The sequence below is a fragment of the Clostridium hydrogenum genome, assembly GCF_021432385.1.
Taxonomy (GTDB): Bacteria; Bacillota; Clostridia; order Clostridiales; family Clostridiaceae; genus Clostridium_S; species Clostridium_S hydrogenum.
Map to the genome: position 1 here is coordinate 1,685,208 of NZ_JAEACT010000002.1, position 19,884 is coordinate 1,705,091.

Annotated in this window: 10 protein-coding genes; 8 read left to right on the top strand and 2 right to left on the bottom strand. The window is 31.8% G+C overall.

Going from position 1 to position 19,884, the window contains the following annotated elements; all coding sequences use genetic code 11:
* Positions 1 to 175 precede the first annotated feature (175 nt).
* Positions 176 to 3,946 carry a phosphoribosylformylglycinamidine synthase gene (locus tag CUEA01_RS07570; RefSeq protein ID WP_234121046.1) on the top strand — a complete coding sequence of 1,257 codons (3,771 nt, stop codon included), beginning with the start codon at positions 176 to 178 and terminating at the stop codon, positions 3,944 to 3,946.
* A 36-nt stretch (positions 3,947 to 3,982) separates the two neighbouring features.
* Here CUEA01_RS07570 and CUEA01_RS07575 read toward each other — a convergent pair whose 3' ends face one another.
* The gene (locus CUEA01_RS07575) at positions 3,983 to 6,397 is read right to left on the bottom strand and encodes a glycogen/starch/alpha-glucan phosphorylase (RefSeq protein ID WP_234121047.1); all 2,415 of its coding nucleotides are present in this window, start codon (positions 6,395 to 6,397) and stop codon (positions 3,983 to 3,985) included.
* Positions 6,398 to 6,980: 583 nt separating this feature from the next.
* On the bottom strand, positions 6,981 to 7,184 hold the full coding sequence (locus tag CUEA01_RS07580) for a cold-shock protein (RefSeq protein ID WP_234121048.1): 204 nt from the start codon (positions 7,182 to 7,184) through the stop codon (positions 6,981 to 6,983).
* A gap of 106 nt (positions 7,185 to 7,290) precedes the next feature.
* Here CUEA01_RS07580 and CUEA01_RS07585 point away from each other — a divergent pair, with 106 nt between their 5' ends.
* From CUEA01_RS07585 to nifS, 7 genes are all read left to right on the top strand, one after another.
* A complete protein-coding gene (locus CUEA01_RS07585; protein ID WP_234121049.1) occupies positions 7,291 to 8,082 on the top strand; it encodes a nitrilase-related carbon-nitrogen hydrolase in 792 nt (263 codons plus the stop codon).
* A 1-nt stretch (position 8,083) separates the two neighbouring features.
* Positions 8,084 to 9,349: a replication-associated recombination protein A gene (locus tag CUEA01_RS07590; RefSeq protein WP_234121050.1), complete on the top strand. Its 1,266-nt coding sequence runs from the start codon at positions 8,084 to 8,086 to the stop codon at positions 9,347 to 9,349.
* Positions 9,350 to 9,354: 5 nt separating this feature from the next.
* The gene (locus CUEA01_RS07595) at positions 9,355 to 11,724 is read left to right on the top strand and encodes an ATP-dependent DNA helicase (protein ID WP_234121051.1); all 2,370 of its coding nucleotides are present in this window, start codon (positions 9,355 to 9,357) and stop codon (positions 11,722 to 11,724) included.
* Between the two features lie 155 nt (positions 11,725 to 11,879).
* On the top strand, positions 11,880 to 16,403 hold the full coding sequence (gene gltB, locus CUEA01_RS07600) for a glutamate synthase large subunit (RefSeq protein ID WP_234121052.1): 4,524 nt from the start codon (positions 11,880 to 11,882) through the stop codon (positions 16,401 to 16,403).
* A 14-nt stretch (positions 16,404 to 16,417) separates the two neighbouring features.
* A complete protein-coding gene (locus CUEA01_RS07605; RefSeq protein WP_234121053.1) occupies positions 16,418 to 17,854 on the top strand; it encodes a glutamate synthase subunit beta in 1,437 nt (478 codons plus the stop codon).
* Between the two features lie 359 nt (positions 17,855 to 18,213).
* On the top strand, positions 18,214 to 18,651 hold the full coding sequence (locus tag CUEA01_RS07610) for an RrF2 family transcriptional regulator (RefSeq protein ID WP_234121054.1): 438 nt from the start codon (positions 18,214 to 18,216) through the stop codon (positions 18,649 to 18,651).
* 39 nt (positions 18,652 to 18,690) lie between these two features.
* Positions 18,691 to 19,878: a cysteine desulfurase NifS gene (nifS, locus tag CUEA01_RS07615; protein WP_234121055.1), complete on the top strand. Its 1,188-nt coding sequence runs from the start codon at positions 18,691 to 18,693 to the stop codon at positions 19,876 to 19,878.
* The last annotated feature ends 6 nt before the right edge of the window (positions 19,879 to 19,884 follow it).

Here is a 19,884-nt window from a genome sequence, read left to right on the forward strand (position 1 = left end):
ATCAAAATGCCTAGAAGATGGCATTTTGATGCAAATTAATTTTGAAGTTTCAAGCGGTTTATCTCTATAAATACTTTAAATTTTTATGAAATTGTATTATAATATTTATATCAATACGAATTATCTTATACAATTACAAAAAAACGTTCGTAAAAAGTTAAGGAGAATGTATATTATGCTTGATAAAGATATGGTTAGAAGAATATTTGTTAAGAAGAAAGACGGTTTTGATGTTGAAGCTGGAGGTCTTTTTAAAGATCTTAAAGAAAATCTAGGAATAGATGGGCTTAAAAAAGTATCTATAGTTAATAGATATGATATGTCTGGCATAACAGATAGTGAGTATGAAGCTGCAAAAAAAACAATTTTTTCTGAAAGTACAGTAGATTATGTTTATGACGAAGAATTAAATATAGAAAATGATGAAAAAATGTTTGCAGTAGAATATTTGCCAGGACAGTATGATCAAAGAGCAGATTCGGCAGCACAATGTATGCAAATATTAACGGGAAAAGAAAATGTAGCAATACTTTCTGCAAGAATTAACATATTAAAAGGAAATATTTCAGAAGATGATTTTGAGAGAATAAAAAAGTATGTTATTAATCCTGTAGATTCAAGAGAAGCAGCTTTAGAAAAACCTTCCACTTTAAAAGTAGAATATAGTCTTCCAGATAGCGTAGAAACAATAGAAGATTTTGTTGATTTTGATGAAAATAAGCTTGAGGCATTCCTTAAAGATAGAGGACTTGCAATGAGTTTAGATGATTTAAAATTTACTCAAGAGTATTTTAAAAATAAGGAAAATAGAAATCCAACAATTACTGAAATAAAGGTTATAGATACTTATTGGTCAGATCATTGTAGACATACAACTTTTCAAACAAGATTAAATAACATTCAGTTTGAAGAAGGAAAATTTACCGGAATAATTAAAAATGCTTACGAAGATTATCTTGGAACTAGAAAAGAAGTTTATGGAGATAAGAAAAAAGAAGTATGTTTAATGGATATAGCTATTTTAGGTATGAAAGCTCTTAAGAAAAATGGCTATTTAAAAGATATTGATGAATCAGAAGAAATAAATGCCTGCAGTATAGTTGTTGATGCAGATATTAATGGAAAAACTGAAAAATGGTTAGTTATGTTTAAAAATGAAACACACAACCATCCAACTGAAATAGAGCCATTTGGTGGTGCAGCTACATGTCTTGGTGGTGCAATAAGAGATCCACTTTCAGGAAGATCTTATGTATATCAAGCAATGAGAGTTACAGGAAGTGGTGATCCTAGAACAAAAATAGAAGATACTACAAAGGGAAGACTTCCACAAAAGAAAATAACACTTGGAGCTGCTCATGGTTATAGTTCTTATGGAAATCAAATTGGTCTTGCAACAGGTCAGGTTTCTGAATGTTATGATGAAGGTTTTATAGCAAAGAGAATGGAAGTTGGAGCTGTAATTGCAGCTGCACCTAAGGAAAATGTAGTTAGAGAAGTTCCTAAACCTTCAGATGTAGTTATTTTACTTGGTGGAAGAACTGGTAGAGATGGCTGCGGTGGAGCAACAGGTTCTTCTAAGGAGCACACTGTAAGTTCACTTGAATCCTGTGGAGCAGAAGTTCAAAAAGGAAATGCACCAACCGAAAGAAAACTTCAAAGATTATTTAGAAATAAAGCTGTAAGCACTATGATAAAGAGATGTAACGATTTTGGTGCAGGCGGAGTTTCTGTTGCGATTGGAGAGCTTACAGATGGACTTAACATAAATCTTGATTTAGTTCCTAAGAAATATGAAGGTCTTGATGGAACAGAACTTGCTATTTCAGAATCTCAAGAAAGAATGGCTGTAGTAGTTACTAAAGAGAATGCTGAAAAGTTTATAGAGTATGCAGAAAAAGAAAATTTAGAAGCTGTTATAGTTGCCAAAGTAACTGATGATAAGAGGCTTAAGTTATTCTGGAAAGGCAAGGCTATAGTAGATGTTACTAGAGAATTCCTTGACACAAATGGTGTTAGACAAAATACAGATGTTTTTGTAAAAGCACCTTCAGAAAAAGAAGATTATTTTAAAATAAGTTCAGCTACAGAAGACTTAAAAGGAAAGTGGCTTGATACATTATCAGATTTAAATGTATGCAGTCAAAAAGGATTGTCAGAAAGATTTGATAGTACAATAGGAGCTGGAACAGTTTTAATGCCGTTTGGTGGAAAATATCAAGAAACACCTGCAGAAGGTATGGCAGCAAAACTTCCAGTATTAGATGGTGATACAACTACAGGTACTGTTATGACTTATGGTTACAATCCTAAAATAGGAAAATGGAGTCCTTTCCACGGAGCTTTATATTCTGTAATTGAATCTTTAACAAAAGTTGTATGTATGGGCGGAGATTACAAGAAATCAAGACTTACTTTCCAAGAGTATTTTGAAAGACTTAATAAGGATGCAGATAGATGGGGAAAACCTTTTGCAGCACTTCTTGGAGCTTTATATGCTCAAAAAGAATTTAAAACAGCAGCAATTGGCGGTAAAGACAGTATGTCTGGAACCTTCATGGATTTAACAGTTCCACCAACTTTAGTATCTTTCGCTGTTAATGTTTTAGATGTAAACAAGATTCTTTCACCAGAGTTTAAGAAAAGTGGAAGTAAAGTTGTATTAGTTAAGAGCAGCAGAGATGAAAATGAAATAGTTAAAATGGATGAATTAAAGGCAAACTTTGATAAAGTGCATGAACTTATAGAAAAAGGATATGTATTAAGTGCTCAAAGTGTTAGAAATGGTGGTTTATGCTCAGCAATAAGCAAAATGTGCTTTGGAAATAGAATTGGTTTCAAGTTAAATACTTCTGCCAGTGTAGATTTATTTGCAGAGGATTATGGTTCAATAATTTTAGAACTTCCTTCAAATTTAGATTTAAAAGAATTGTTTGGAGAAACTAATTATATTGAAATTGGAAATACTGAGAGAGAAGAACATATAGATTTAGGAGAAACTAAAATTGATTTAAAAGCTGCTTACAGTGCTTGGACAAATACGCTTGAAAGAATATTCCCAACACAAGCTGAAGTTTTAAATAAACCAGAAATAAATGTTAATGCTAAAGAGGAAAAACCACGTGTTAGCATATTAAATAAGATTCCAAAGCCAAGAGTGTTTATACCAACTTTCCCAGGTACAAACTGTGAGTATGATTCAGCAAAAGCTTTTGCTAAAGCAGGCGCAGAGACAAGTACCTTAGTGTTTAGAAACTTAAAGGAAACTGATATAGAAGCTTCAATAGAGGCAATTGTAGAGGAAATAAGAAAAGCTCAAATGATAATGATACCTGGAGGCTTTAGTGCTGGAGATGAGCCAGATGGTTCAGGTAAATTCATAGCTACTGTATTTAGAAATGAAAAGATTAAAAATGAAGTTATGAAGTTGTTAAATGAAAGAGATGGATTAATGCTAGGAATTTGTAATGGCTTCCAAGCACTTATAAAGCTAGGACTTGTTCCATATGGCGAAATAAGAGAAATAGATGAAAATTGTCCTACTTTAACTTACAACAGTATAGGAAGACACGTATCACAAATGGTGTATACTAAGATTGTTTCAACTAAATCACCTTGGCTTGGCAATGTAAATAAGGGGGATATTCACTGTATACCAGTATCTCACGGAGAAGGAAGATTTGCTTGCAGTGATGAACTTGTAAGAAAACTTATGGAAAATGGTCAGGTAGCAACTCAATATGTTGATATGAACGGAAATTTAAGCTATGATACTAAGATAAATCCTAATGGATCAGTTTGCTCAATTGAAGGTATAACAAGTCCAGATGGAAGAATACTTGGTAAGATGGGACACTCAGAAAGATTTTCAAGCAATACTTACAAAAATATATTTGGAAATCAAGATCAAATGATATTTAAGAGTGGAGTAGAGTACTTTAAATAAAAAAATAAAAATAGTGGCTGTGAAGCCACTATTTTTTTATTGATTAATCCTCCAAATGTCTCTAGCATATTTTTTAATAGTGTTATCACTAGAAAATGCACCAGAGTGAGCTATATTGACAATTGACATCTCTCTCCATTTGTCTTGATTTCTATATAATTCGTCTATTTTATTTTGTGCATCTAAATAGGCTGCAAAATCTTTTAAAACGAAAAATTCATCGTTGTTTGCAAGTAAATATTTGTGTATATCTGCAAATTCAGAAGGTGAAACCCCGAGAGAACCATTTACTAGATTATCAAGGATTCTTTTAATCCTAGGATCGCTATTATAATAATCCATAGAGTTGTAACGTTTAGTCTTTTCTAATTCCATAACTTCATCTTTTTTCATACCAAAAATGATTATATTTTCTTCTCCAACTTGGTCACATATTTCAACATTTGCACCATCCAAAGTGGCTATAGTAATTGCTCCATTCATCATGAGTTTCATATTGCCAGTTCCTGAAGCCTCTTTAGTAGTTGTTGAGATTTGTTCACTTATATCAGCGCAAGGTATTATTTTTTCAGCAAGAGAAACAGAATAATTTTCTAAGAATATGACTTTAATTTTGTTATTTACTGCTTGATCCTTATCTATTATATCGGCTACAGTATTTATTAATTTTATTGTTTGCTTAGCCAAGTAATATCCTGGAGCAGCTTTGGCACCAAAAAAGAACGTTCTAGGTACAATATCTAAATTAGGATTTTCCTTTAATCTATAATAAAGGTCTAATATATTAAACACGTTTAAAAGTTGTCTTTTATATGCATGAAGTCTTTTGACTTGAACGTCAAATATTGAATTAGGGTCAATATTAATTCCGTGTGTTTCATAAAAATATTTAGCAAATTCAGCTTTATTCGCTTGTTTAATTTCATACATTTTATCTTGAAAATCTTTATCCTTAGAATAAGCAAGTAGGTTTATAAGTTTAATTGGTTCTGTAATCCAGTTATCTCCAATAGTTTTATTTATTAATTTTGAAAGTTCTGGATTGGATTTTAAAAGCCATCGTCTATGAGTTATTCCATTTGTTTTATTATTAAATTTTTGTGGGAAGAATTTATAAAAGTTATTAAGTTCTCTTTCTTTTAGTATTTGAGTATGAAGCTTAGCAACTCCGTTTACAGAATGACTGCCTACTATTGCAAGAAATGCCATTTTAACATAACCATCGCAGACAATTGCCATATCGTGTACTAAATTTAAGTCGTTATACTTTTCATAAATTTTTTTGCAAAATCTTTCGTTTATTTCTGTAATTATCATAAAAATTCTTGGAAGTAATTTCTTAAATAACTCTATTGGCCATTTTTCAAGAGCTTCTGTAAGAATAGTGTGGTTTGTGTATGACATTACATTTGTAGTTATTCTCCATGCATCATCCCATGAAACTTGTTCTTCATCAACTAAAATTCTCATAAGTTCAGCAACTGCAACAGCAGGATGTGTATCATTTATTTGAATTTGTATATATTCATCTAATTTTGTTATAGGTTTTCTTGTTTTTCTAAAAGTTCTGAGTATACTTTGAAGTCCGGCACTAACAAAGAAATACTGCTGCTTTAATCTAAGAATTTTACCATCTATCCTAGTGTCATCAGGATAAAGTACCTGTGAAATAGATTGTACAGAATATTTGTGTTCAACTGCTTTTGTATATTCTCCTTTGCTGAAAGAATCAAGATCAAAATCTTTATCAATTGTTTCTGCACTCCACAGCCTTAGAGTATTTACAGTGTTGTTTTTATAACCTACTATTGGAGTATCGTAGGGGATAGCAAGCACTGCTTCATAATCTGTATGTTCAAATGTTAAAGTATCATTTTCTAAAACAGGTGTAACCTTGCCACCAAATTTAACTACAACAGCCTTATCTTCTCTTCTAACTTCCCATACATTTCCGTTTTTTAACCAGTTATCAGGTATTTCAACTTGGTATCCATTAACTATTTTCTGCTCAAAAAGACCATAGTCGTATCTTATTCCGCAACCATGACCTGCAATTCCTACGGAGGCCATTGAATCTAGGAAACACGCAGCAAGTCTACCTAAACCACCATTTCCAAGACCAGCATCATGTTCTAGCTCCTCTAACTCGTCCAAATTAATGTCAAGTTCCGCTAGAGCTTCCCTGCAAAGATCCCTTATACCTAAATTTAAAAGATTACTTCCAAGTAAACGTCCTATCAAAAATTCCATTGAAAAATAGTAAACTTGTTTCTTTTTTTGGCTAGAATAATAGTCATTGCTATTCATCCATTTTTCAGAACTATAATCTTTTACAAGAGATGCAAGCGCATAGTACTTATGAAAATTTGAAGCTGATCTTATACTTTCTGCATATAAGGTTGTAAGCTTCCTTTTAAAATCACTTTTAAAGCTTTCTTTATTTATTCTCATATTTTCCCTCCTAGCAATTTTCAATATATAATTTGAGTTTACACTTTAGTTTCTCCATAGATAAACAATATGAAAAATAAAAATTGAAAATACCATAGATTGATAAGTAATATTTATAAATGCTTTGAATGATTACAAAAATGAATTGCAGATAATTGAAAAATTTCAACTGTGTTATCATTGGAAATACAAGAAAAGGCACACTATTTTTAATAATTGAAATTGTGCTACTTTTCAATAAGTTTATGTAGTAATACTACAACTTTTGAGCTATTTAGTCAATTATAATTAATTGTATAGATAAATGAAGAAAATACAAGAAAAGGATGCTAAATCAGAGTACAGAGTACAGAGTACAAAGTACAGTGAAGGATGATTTTCTTCCGTTTTGCTACGGAAAATCTTATAACTTATTTTTGATTGCTTACGCAATAGCGTCATTACTGTTGTCAGCGAAGCTAGCAACAGTTAAGTTTAAGATTTACCTGACGTGAGGAAAGGTAAATCATCATTCACTGTACTCTGTCAGTTGTACTCTGAATAATGGTTCGTATTTTTTTAAATAGTAGAACATAAAATTTAATTAGAGTTTTTGAACATTTGATGCTTCAGGGCCTCTTGGACCTTTGACTACGTCATATTTTACTTCTTCACCTGCATCAAGCATTTTTTTAGCACCATTTTCTTTTACAGAAGAGTAATGTACAAATACATCATCTTCACCTTCAGAAGATATAAAACCATAACCTTTTTCTGGATTAAACCATTTAACTGTACCTAATTTCATTTTTTTCCTCCGTATTTGTTGAATTTATTTTTTTATTCTATAATAGTATTAACAAAATAGAGGTAATCAATTCACAATCATTGTGCATTGTCAAAGGGGTGTTAATTTGAAAATAGCATTGGCTCAAATTGATATGTTTTGGGAAGATAAATTAAAAAATAAGGATAAGTGTTTAAAGTTTATTGAAGAGGCTTCAAAAAATGGTGCTGAATTAATTATTTTCCCTGAAATGACGCTTACAGGTTTTTCTATGGATATACATAAAATAGGAGAACAAAATAATGAAACTGTTAAATGGTTTTTGGATAAAGCTTTAGTATATAATATATATATTGGTTTTGGGTTTGTAGAATTAGAGAATGGCTTTGGAAAAAATAATTTTTCTATTTGTTCGAAGGAAAAAAAGGAAATTGTAAGATATACAAAAATACATCCCTTTTCTTATGGTGATGAAGATAAATATTATTTAAAAGGAAATGAATTAAAGTATTTCAAAATAGATAAAATGAAATTTTCTACATTTATATGCTATGATTTAAGATTCCCTGAAATTTTTCAAGCTGCTAGCAAAAAATCAGAGTTGATTATTATAATTGCAAATTGGCCAGAAAGTAGAAGTGAGCAGTGGATTAGTTTACTAAAAGCAAGGGCTATTGAAAATCAGTGCTATGTTGTTGCGGTAAATAGGGTTGGAATTGGAAATGACATTAAATATTCTGGTGATTCTATGGTAGTAAATCCATATGGAGATATAATATGTAGCTGTAGAAATTCAGAAAAACTTATATTATGTGATTTAGAAATTGATAGAGTGCTAGAATGTAGAAATAAATTTAGATTTAAACAGGATAGAAGAGAAGATCTTTATTGTAAGTTTATAAAAAAGGAGTTAGAGTAATTTGAAACCATTGGCAGATAGAATTAGACCTGAAAAACTTGAAGAAGTATTTGGTCAGAAGCATATACTTGGAAAAGAAAAAATACTAAATAGAATTTTAGAGAGTGGCTTAATACCCAATATGATTTTTTATGGCCCACCTGGTATTGGAAAGACTACAGTGGCAAATATTATTGCTAAAAAGGCAAATAAAAAATTTTATAAATTAAATGCTACAACGGCATCCCTTAGTGACATTAAAGATGTTATAAGCGATTTAAATACACTTATGGGCCGAAATGGTGTTTTACTATATTTAGATGAGATACAGAATTTTAATAAAAAACAGCAGCAATCTTTATTACAGTTTATGGAAAACGGGGATATTACTTTAATTGCAAGCACAACAGAAAATCCATATTTTTATGTATATAATGCAATTTTGAGTAGGGCAACAATATTTGAATTTAAGCCTCTTAAAAATGAAGATATAATTTTGGCAATAGATAGGGCAATAAGTTTAGTTCAAAGTGAATATTCGGACACTGTCATTGAAATTGCGGAGGATGCTAAAGTTTATGCGGCAAATGTGAGTGGAGGAGATTTAAGAAAAGCATTAAATTCTATAGAACTTGCAATATATTCAACAAATAAGGATGAGAGTGGAAAAATAAATATAGATATGGATGTAATTAAGGAATGTACTCAAAAAAACATTTTTAAATTTGATAAAGATGGTGATAATCATTATGATATTTTGAGTGCCTTTCAAAAATCAATAAGGGGAAGTGATCCTGATGCAGCCATTCTCTATTTGGCAATGTTAATTAAAGGTGGGGACTTAAAGTCTATTTGTAGAAGATTACTAGTCATTGCAGCTGAGGATATAGGTCTTGCATATCCACAGGCAATTTCTATTGTAAAAGCTTGCACAGATGCGGCCTTAGAATTAGGCTTTCCTGAGGCTAGAATACCACTTTCTGAGGCGGCTATTTTGCTTGCTACGGCTCCAAAGTCAAATAGTGTAATTATAGCAGTTGATGAGGCACTTAAGGATTTGGACAGTATGAATTTAGGTGAAATACCAATTTACCTTCGCGATGGACATTATGAAGGAGCAAAAGCCCTTGGAAGGATGCAGGATTATAAATATCCACATGCATATAAAAATAATTATGTTAAGCAGCAATATCTTCCAGATGGAGTGAAAGATAAAAAATATTACATATATGGAGAAAATAAAATAGAGCAGACTTGTAAAAAATACTGGGATATTATTAAGGAATAAAAATTATGAGTGAATATAGTAAGATTAAAATATCGGTTAGAAATCTTGTTGAATTTGTAATGAGAAAAGGAGATCTAGATAATAGATTTCAGGGTATTAGTAGAGCAGTTGATGGTACTAAAATTCATGGTAAGCTTCAAAGAGAAAATAAGAAATTATATAGTAAAAAGGAAAATTGCAGTTATAATTCAGAAGTATTTATGAAATATGAAGTTTCATATAAAGAAATAGATTTTTTAGTTGATGGTCGTGCTGATGAAATTATATCTGATGAAGGTAAAATTATTATAAATGAAATTAAAAGTACGGCAAGATCCTTAGAATTTATTGATGAAAATTATAATGAATTGCATTGGCTTCAGGCTAAGTGTTATGGATATATATATGGTTTACAAAATAATGTAGATAGTATAACTATAAGGCTTACTTATGTAAATGCAGATACTTATGAATGCAAAGTATTTGAAAAAGTTTTTAATAATTTAGAGCTTAAAGCTGAATTTTTTAAACTTTTAGAGTTGTATATAGTTTGGGCTAAGTTTACAGAAGAGTGGATTAAAGTACGAGAAACTTCTATAAAAAAAATGCAATTCCCATTTCAAAACTATAGAAAAGGTCAGAGAGAGCTTGCAGTATATGTTTATAAAGCAATACAGGAAAATAAAAATGCGTTTATTAAAGCACCTACTGGAATAGGAAAAACTATTTCTACGATATTTCCTGCTGTAAAAGCAATGGGAGAAGAGTTAAATGAAAAAATATTTTACTTGACCGCTAAAGGCACTAATGGGAATGCAGCAGAGGATGCTATCAATCTTATGAGAAAAAATAATTTAAAGCTAAAATCTATTGTAATTACTTCAAAAGAAAAAATATGTTTTAATGATGAAATTTCTTGCAATCCAGAAGGGTGCATTTATGCAAAGGGACACTATGATAGAGTTAATGAGGCAATTTTAGATATATTAAAAAATGAAGATAATCTATCAAGAGATAAAATAGAAAAGTATGCTTCAAAACATAAAGTGTGTCCTTTTGAGTTTTCACTTGATTTGACTTTGTGGTCAGATTTGATAATTTGCGATTATAATTATGTATTTGATCCCGCCGTATATTTGCGTAGATTTTTTTCGGATAATAATGGTAAATATACATTTTTAATAGATGAAGCTCATAATTTAGTGGATAGGGCACGTAATATGTACTCAGCTAGTTTATGCAAAAGTACCGTTATGAAATTAAAAAAAGCAGTTCAAAATAAAAAAGGAAAGTTGTATAAAGTATTAAATGAATTAAATAAAGTTTTTATTGAACTAAAAAAAGTTGAAGCCGAAAGAGATGTTTTTGTGCAAGAAGAGATACCAAAGGATGTAATAAGGTATGTTTTAAAGTTTACGACAATATGTGAAGAATGGCTAATTATGAATGCTGATTCAGATATTTATAAAGATATGCTTGACTTTTATTTTGAGTGTACAGCTTTTGCTAGGATAGCCGAATTATATGACGATGCTTTTGTGTTTTTAGGAGAAAAAACTCATGAGGATTTTATAATTAAATTATACTGTTTAGATCCATCAAAGCTCATTAAAGAAGCTTCAAAACGTGGAAAAACTTCAGTGTTTTTTTCTGCTACGCTTACACCTATGAATTATTATAAGGAAATGTATGGTGCAACTAAAGAAGATTATTCGGGTGCATTGAAGTCACCTTTTTCAGAGAAAAATTGTTTAGTTGCAATTGAAAATAGAATTTCCACAAAATATATAAATAGGGAAAAAAGCTATGATGATATAGTTGAATATATAAATTCTTTCATAAGCCCTAAAAAAGGTAATTATATGGTTTTCTTTCCGTCATATAAATATATGGAGGAAGTATATGAAAGATTTTCAAATAAGTACAATTATAATGTAGTAATACAAAGCGGTAGTATGGATGAAGTAGAAAGAAAAGATTTTTTGGATAAATTCAAGAATAATTCGGATGAGGAAATAATTGCATTTTGCGTTATGGGAGGAGTATTTTCAGAAGGAATTGATTTGAAAGGAGAAAGTCTTATTGGTGCTGTGATAGTTGGAGTAGGACTTCCAAAAGTTTGTATTGAAAGAGAGCTAATTAGAAAATATTTTAGTAAAAAGAATAATTTAGGATATGAATATGCATATATTTATCCTGGAATGAACAAAGTTCTTCAAGCAGCAGGAAGAGTAATTCGTTCAGAAGAAGACATAGGAGCTATTCTTCTACTTGATGAAAGATTTGGAAATGGCACGTACAGAAGCTTATTTCCTATAGAATGGTCATCGCGTATTTTTGTGAAAAATAAAAATGAAATAGAAGAAAAAATAAAAAATTTTTGGAATTATAATTAAAAATGCAAGTTTGCTATTGAAAAATTTCATTTTAATATTATAATATTGGTAATAGCATTTTTTTTTATATTAAATAAATTATTATATTAAATTCTTAAACTTTTTTAAGAAAATAATGTAAAATTTTCAACATAAGTAAGTTAGGGGGCTTAAAAATGGCAAATAGCATTGGATTTCCAAAAAAACAGGGACTTTACGATCCCGCCTTTGAAAAGGATAATTGTGGAATAGGTTTTATAGCTAGTATAAAAGGTGAACAAACCCATAGTATAGTTAAAAAAGGAATTGAAATTTTAGTAAACTTGACACATAGGGGTGCTGTCGGAGCTGATACTAAAACAGGTGATGGAGCAGGAATAATGGTTCAAATACCTGATGAGTTTTTTAGAATCACTTGTGATAATTTAGGCATAGAACTGCCAAAAGAAGGCAAGTATGCAGTAGGAATGGTGTTCCTTCCGAAAGAAATAGCTCTTTCATATCAATGTGAAGGTATTTTTGAAAGAGTAGTTGAAGAAGAAGGACAAAAAGTATTAGGTTGGAGAGAAGTTCCAAGAGATAATAGATCAATTGGAGAAACAGCAAAAGGAAGCGAACCTATTATTAAACAAATTTTTATAGGTAGCAATTTAGAAGATCAAAAAGAATTTGAAAGAAAACTTTACCTGATAAGAAAAAGAACAGAAAGTGAAGTTAAAAGACTTGTTGAAAGAAATTCAGAATATTTCTATATATGCAGTCTTTCAAGCCGTACAATTGTATATAAGGGACTTTTGCTTGCTGATCAAATAAATAGTTTTTATATGGATTTAAATGACATAAATTTTAAAAGTGCTATAGCTTTAGTTCATCAAAGATATAGTACAAACACTTTTCCAACTTGGGATCTTGCACAACCCTTTAGACATTTAGCTCATAATGGTGAAATCAATACAATTAGAGGAAACAGAAATTGGATGAATGCTCGTGAGGGAGTTTTAAAATCATCCTCCTTTGGCAAAGATATTTCAAAACTTTTCCCTATAATAAAACCTAAGGGTAGTGATTCTGCTTCTCTTGATAATGTTTATGAACTATTAGTTGCAGATGGTAGAACACCTGCTGAAGCGCTTATGATGTTAATTCCAGAAGCATGGGAAAATAACAAGGATATGGAAGCATCTAAAAGGGCTTTTTACGAATATCAAGGTACATTAATAGAGCCTTGGGATGGTCCAGCAGCAGTATCATTTACAGATGGAACTCAAGTTGGTGCAGTTTTAGATAGAAACGGACTTAGGCCAGCAAGGTATTTAATTACTAAAGATGGTATAGCAGTACTTGCATCAGAAGCGGGTGTACTTAAGTTTTCTCCTGAAGAAATTACTTGTAAGGGAAGATTACAGCCTGGAAAGATGTTCTTAATAGATACAAAAGAAGGAAGAATAATAAGTGATGCTGAAATAAAGAACAACATATGTAATAGTAAAGAGTATAAAGAAATCATTGAAAAAAATAAATTTACTTTAGATGATTTTGAAGGTACTAAGTCAGAAGAAAAAATTAATCCTGAAGTTTTAAAAGAAAAACAACAGGCATTTGGTTATACATTAGAAGATTTAAAAGTAATAATTGGGCCTATGGCAAAAACTGGACATGAACCTATAGGATCAATGGGAAATGATACTCCACTTGCTGTGTTATCTAATAAGTCTCAATTACTTTTTGCATATTTTAAGCAGCTTTTTGCTCAGGTTACCAATCCACCAATAGATCCGATAAGAGAAGAACTTGTAACTTCACTTATGAATTATATTGGTTCTCAGGGTAATATATTAAATAAAGAAATTTCAAATAATCCATTTATAGAAATAAAGGAACCAATACTTACAAATCTTGAGATGGATAAGATCAAAAACCTCAGTAACAAGGATTTTAAGACAACCACTATACCTATAACATTTAAAGCTGATACTGGCATTGAAGGTTTTAAAGATGCAGTCAATAAGATTTGCGAAAGAGCATCCAAAAGGGTTAGCGAAGGCTTTAATATACTTGTTTTGAGTGATAAGAATATGGATTCTTATGAAGCAGCTATTCCTAGCTTACTTGCTGTTTCAGCTGTTCAACATCATCTAATAAAAGAAAAAACGCGTACTAAAATTTCCATAATTGTTGAAACTGGTGAAGCAAGGGAAACTATGCACTTTGCGTTGTTATTAGGTTATGGTGCAACAGCAGTAAATCCATATATTGCATTTGATACAATAAAAGAAATTATTCGTGAAAAAGATTTAGATGGTATTGATGAGAAGAAGGCACTGTTTAATTATGTTGATGCTTTAAATCATGGATTGCTTAAAATATTATCAAAAATGGGAATTTCAACACTAAGAAGTTATCATGGAGCTGAAATATTTGAAGCCATTGGACTTAATAGTGAATTTATAAATAAATACTTTGAAGGAACTCCTTCTAGAATTGAAGGTATTGGAATTGAAGAAGTAGCTAAGGAAGTATTAACTAGACACAAAAATGCCTTTAATAAGATAAGAAAGCCAATTTCAGTACTTGATATTGGAGGACAGTATGCATGGAGAAAAACTGGAGAATATCACTTATTTAATCCAGAAACAATTTATAAACTTCAAGTTTCAGCTAGGACTAGTAATTATAAATTGTTTAAGGAATATACAAGTATAATAAATAATCAGGATAAAAACTTATGTACTATAAGGGGTTTATTCAAGTTTAAGAATTTAAAACCTATTCCAATTGAAGAAGTAGAACCAGTAAGTGAAATTCTTAAAAGATTTTGTTCAGGTGCAATGTCTTTTGGATCTATCAGTAAGGAAGCTCATGAAACTATAGCAATAGCTATGAACAGAATTGGTGGAAAGAGCAACTGTGGAGAAGGCGGAGAAGACAGTGATAGATATAAGAGGGATGCAAATGGAGATCTTAGACGAAGTGCAATAAAACAAATAGCTTCAGCAAGATTTGGAGTTACAACGGAATATCTTGTCAATGCAGATGAACTTCAAATTAAGATGGCTCAGGGTGCAAAACCAGGTGAAGGCGGTCAACTTCCAGGTAAAAAGGTTGACAAGAATATAGCTAAAGTAAGACACTCAACTCCTGGTATAGATCTTATATCACCACCACCTCATCACGATATATATTCTATTGAAGATTTGGCACAGCTTATATATGACTTAAAATGTGTAAATACTTCAGCTAGAATTAATGTCAAACTTGTTTCAGAGGTTGGTGTAGGTACAGTAGCAGCAGGGGTTGCAAAGGCTCATGCTGATGCAATATTGATAAGTGGACACGATGGTGGTACTGGAGCATCACCTGTTTCATCAATAAAACATGCCGGTATACCTTGGGAGCTTGGGTTATCAGAAGCACAACAAGTACTATTATTAAATAACTTAAGAAGCAGAGTTGTACTTCAAACCGATGGTCAGCTTAAAACTGGTAGAGATGTTGTTATAGCAACACTTCTTGGAGCAGAAGAATTTGTTTTTGCTTCAACGCTATTGGTAGTAATGGGATGCACTATGCTTAGAAGCTGCCATTCTAATACATGTGAAATGGGTATTGCTACTCAAGATCCAGAACTTAGAAAGAATTTTAAAGGAAAACCTGAAAATGTAATTACTTTCTTAACATTTATAGCTGAGGAAGTTAGAGAATATATGGCTCAACTTGGTTTTAGAAGTATAAATGAAATGGTTGGAAGAGTAGATAAAATTGATACTAAAGAGGCTATTAGCCATTGGAAGGCTAAAAAGCTTGACTTCTCAAGAATATTATATAAACCAGACATGCCAAAGAGAATTAAACCATACTGCACAGTTAAGCAAGAACATGGTCTTGATAAGAGTATGGATTACAAATTAATTGCAGTTGCAAGGGAAGCAATGACTGAAAAGAAACCTGTTACTGGAAACTTTGAAATTAAAAATGTTGATAGAACAGTTGGAACTATGCTTAGTGGAAAGATAGCAAAATTGTATGGTGCAGAAGGTCTTCCGGAAGATACAATAAAATTTAATTTTGTTGGTTCTGCAGGTCAGAGTTTTGGTGCTTTTGGAGCTAAGGGAATTACACTTGTCCTTGAAGGAGAAGCTAATGATTATGTTGGAAAAGGTCTTTCAGGTGCTAAGATAATAATAAAAACTCCTAGAAATGCAGGCTTTAAGCAAGATGAAAATGTGATAGCTGGAAATACTCTTCTTTATGGTGCAACTAGTGGAAAGCTATTTGTTAACGGTATTGCTGGAGAGCGTTTTGCAGTAAGAAATAGTGGGGCTTATGCGGTTGTTGAAGGTGTAGGAGATCACTGTTGTGAATATATGACAGGTGGGGTTGTTACTGTAATGGGAACAACTGGAAGAAACTTTGGCGCTGGTATGAGCGGTGGTATAGCATTTGTTTTTGATGAAGATAATGAGTTTTTATCAAAGTGTACTAATGAATCAATTGAAATATCATCTGATCTGGATGCTGATGATGAAGAAATGCTATTAAGTCTTATAAAGGAGCACTATGGATGTACTGAAAGTGTTAAGGCAAAAGCTATATTAGATAACTGGGATGAAGCAAAAGCTAAGTTTAAAATAGCTATACCAACGGCTTATAAGGCTATAATTAAAAATACTAGAGAAAAATCAGCAGCAGCTGGCATGTAATAGGAGGTGCAGATATGGGAAAGATAACTGGATTTAAAGAATATGATAGAGAAGTTTCTAAAGAACGTGATGTAAAAGCAAGAATAAAGGATTATAAGGAAGTATATGACAGATTAACTGAAGATAAGGTTAAAATTCAAGCAGCTAGATGCATGAATTGTGGTACCCCATTTTGCTCATGGGGCTGCCCTCTTGGAAATTTGATGCCTGATTTTAATGATATGGTCTATAATGATCAATGGAAAAAAGCTTATGAAAGAATTTCTTTAACAAGTAATTTTCCTGAGTTTACTGGAAGAGTTTGTCCTGCTTTATGTGAAGGCTCATGTACACTTGGAGATAATTCAGATGCAGTTTCTGTTAAAGAAGTTGAATATGCAATTATAGAAATGGCTTATAAAGAGGGATGGGTAAAACCTGCGGAACCTAAGGTTAGAACAGGAAAGAAAGTTGCAATTATAGGTTCTGGACCTGCTGGACTTGCCGCAGCTGCTGAACTTAATTCTGTTGGACATAACGTAACTGTATTTGAAAGAGATAATAAAGTTGGTGGACTACTAAGATATGGTATTCCAGACTTTAAACTTGAAAAGCACGTTATTGATAGAAGAGTTGATATTATGACTAAATCAGGAATAGAATTTAAAACCTCTACTAATGTTGGTTATGATATAAGCATTCAAGATATAAAAAACGAATTTGATGTTGTGCTTTTAACTGGCGGTTCTACAATCCCAAGGGATTTAAAAGTTGAAGGTAGAGAACTTAATGGAATACACTTTGCAGTGGATTATTTAAAACAGCAAAATATGAGAAATTCTGGACTCAATATAGACGGAGAAGAAATAACTGCTAAGGATAAGGTTGTTGTAGTAGTAGGTGGAGGAGATACTGGTTCAGATTGTATTGGAACGGCTATAAGACAAGGCGCTAAAGCAGTATATCAATATGAGATAATGCCAAAGCCACCTACAGAAAGGGATGAAACAATGCCTTGGCCATTATTTCCTAAGGTATTTAAAACAACTTCTTCTCATGAAGAGGGCTGCATAAGAGAATTCTGTGTTTCAACTAAAAAAGTTGAAGGAAAAGATGGCTTTATTGAAAATCTTAAGGGAATAAGAGTAGAGTGGGAGAAAGATGCTTCAGGTAGAATGTCAATGAAAGAAGTAGAAGGCAGCGAATTCGAACAAAAAGTTGACTTGATCCTCATTGCAATGGGATTTGTACATCCTCAGCATGAAGGTGCTATTAATGATTTAGGATTAAAGCTTGATGGAAGAGGAAATGTAGTTGCAGATGAAAATTACAAAACTAGTGATGATAAAGTTTTTACGGCTGGAGATATGAGAACTGGTCAATCTCTTGTAGTTCATGCAATACATGACGGAAGACAGGCAGCAAAGGCAATTGATGAATACTTGATGGGGGAAAGTTCGTTATTGGGATGAAATCAGAGTACAAAGTACAGAGTACGGAGTACAGTGAAGGATGATTATCCTCCGTTTATCGGATAAATCTAAAAATTTATAAGAGAGTTTAGCTTCGCTAAACCAATAAGCAATAGGTAGTTTTTGTGTAAAACAAAAACTACCTATTGCTTATTTATTATGGGTTTGGGCGAAAGCCCATTAAGTTTTTAAATTTTCTGCGTAAGCAGAAAATTAACCGTCACTGTACTCCGTACTCTGTACTTTGTACTCTGTTTTAAAAAAGTACTCTGCTTTAAAAATAGTTGACAAGTATACTCGGATTTGATACTATAATTATAGTTTAGCAAGTTTGTCGGAATTAAAAAGGAAGTGAGTGAATGAAGTTATCTACTAAAGGAAGATATGGTGTAAAGGCTATGGTGGATTTAGCAATTCACTGTGGAAGTGAGCCTGTTTCGATAAAGAGTATAGGGGAAAGGCAAAATATATCTGAATGTTATCTTGAACAGCTTTTTGCACCTTTAAGAAAGGCAAAGTTAATTAAAAGCATAAGAGGTGCACAAGGAGGATATGTTCTTGGAAAAGAGCCGAAAGATATACATGTATCTGATATATTAGATGTCTTAGAGGGACCTATAGAAGTGTCAAGCTGTGTTGAAGACAGTATTTGTGATAATGCGGGTTCATGCCCTACTAGACTTTTATGGGTAAAAATAAAAGAAAGTATAGATAATGTAACTAATACTATAACGCTTCAAGATATGCTAGATGATTATAATAGTATAAAAGATAATGAACAGGTAAAGACAAATTAATTAATACAAAGCAATTTTAACAAATAAGGAGTGGAAACTATGGAGAATAGAAGAATTTATATGGATTATGCAGCAACAACTTATGTAAAACCAGAAGTATTTGAGGAAATGAAGCCTTATTTTACTGAAGAATTTGGAAATCCATCATCATTATATTCTTTTTCAGATAAAACTAAGGTGGCAATAAATACTGCAAGGGAAAGAGTTGCCAAAGCAATAAATGCTGAAAAAAATGAAATTTATTTTACATGTGGTGGTTCTGAAGCTGATAACTGGGCTCTTAAAGGAATAGCTTTTGCAAATAAGAACAAAGGAAACCATATAATAACTACTCAAATTGAACATCATGCTATGATTAATGCTTGTAAATTTCTTGAAAAGAATGGGTTCGAAGTTACATATTTAAAGCCGGATGCTGAAGGCTTTATAAGTCCAGAAGATGTAAAAAATGCAATAACAGATAAGACTATTTTAGTATCTATAATGTTTGCAAATAATGAGGTTGGAACTATTGAGCCTATAAAGGAAATTGGTAAAATTTGCAGGGAAAGAAAGGTGCTTTTTCATACAGATGCAGTTCAAGCAGTTGGTCATGTACCTGTTGATGTAAAAGACATGAATATAGATTTACTTTCTTTAGCAGGACATAAGTTTTATGGACCTAAAGGTGTTGGCGCTTTATACATAAGAACAGGTGTAAAAATAGAAAGTTTAATTCATGGTGGCGGTCAAGAAAGATCAAAAAGAGGTAGTACAGAAAATATAGCTGGCATTGTTGGATTAGGTAAAGCAATAGAACTTTCTATATCTGAAATGAAGGAAGAATCAAACAGAGTAGCTGCGTTAAGGGATAAGCTTTTAAGTGGTATAATGGAAAAGATACCTTATACAAAACTTAATGGTCCTAAAGGAGAGAAAAGATTACCTTCAAATATTGATGTTAGTTTTATAGGTATTGAAGGAGAAACACTTCTTTTGGATCTTGATTTTGAAGGCATATTTGCATCAACAGGCAGTGCATGTGCATCTGCATCGTTAGATCCTTCGCATGTTCTTTTAGCTTTAGGTTTGCCACATGAAATAGCTCATGGCTCATTAAGGCTTACGCTTGGAGCAAAGAGCACTGAAGATGATGTGGATTACGTATTAGAAGTTTTACCTAAGATAGTTAAAAGAAGAAGAGATATGTCACCTTTATGGGAAGATTTTATAAAAAAGCAAAAATAGTTTAGG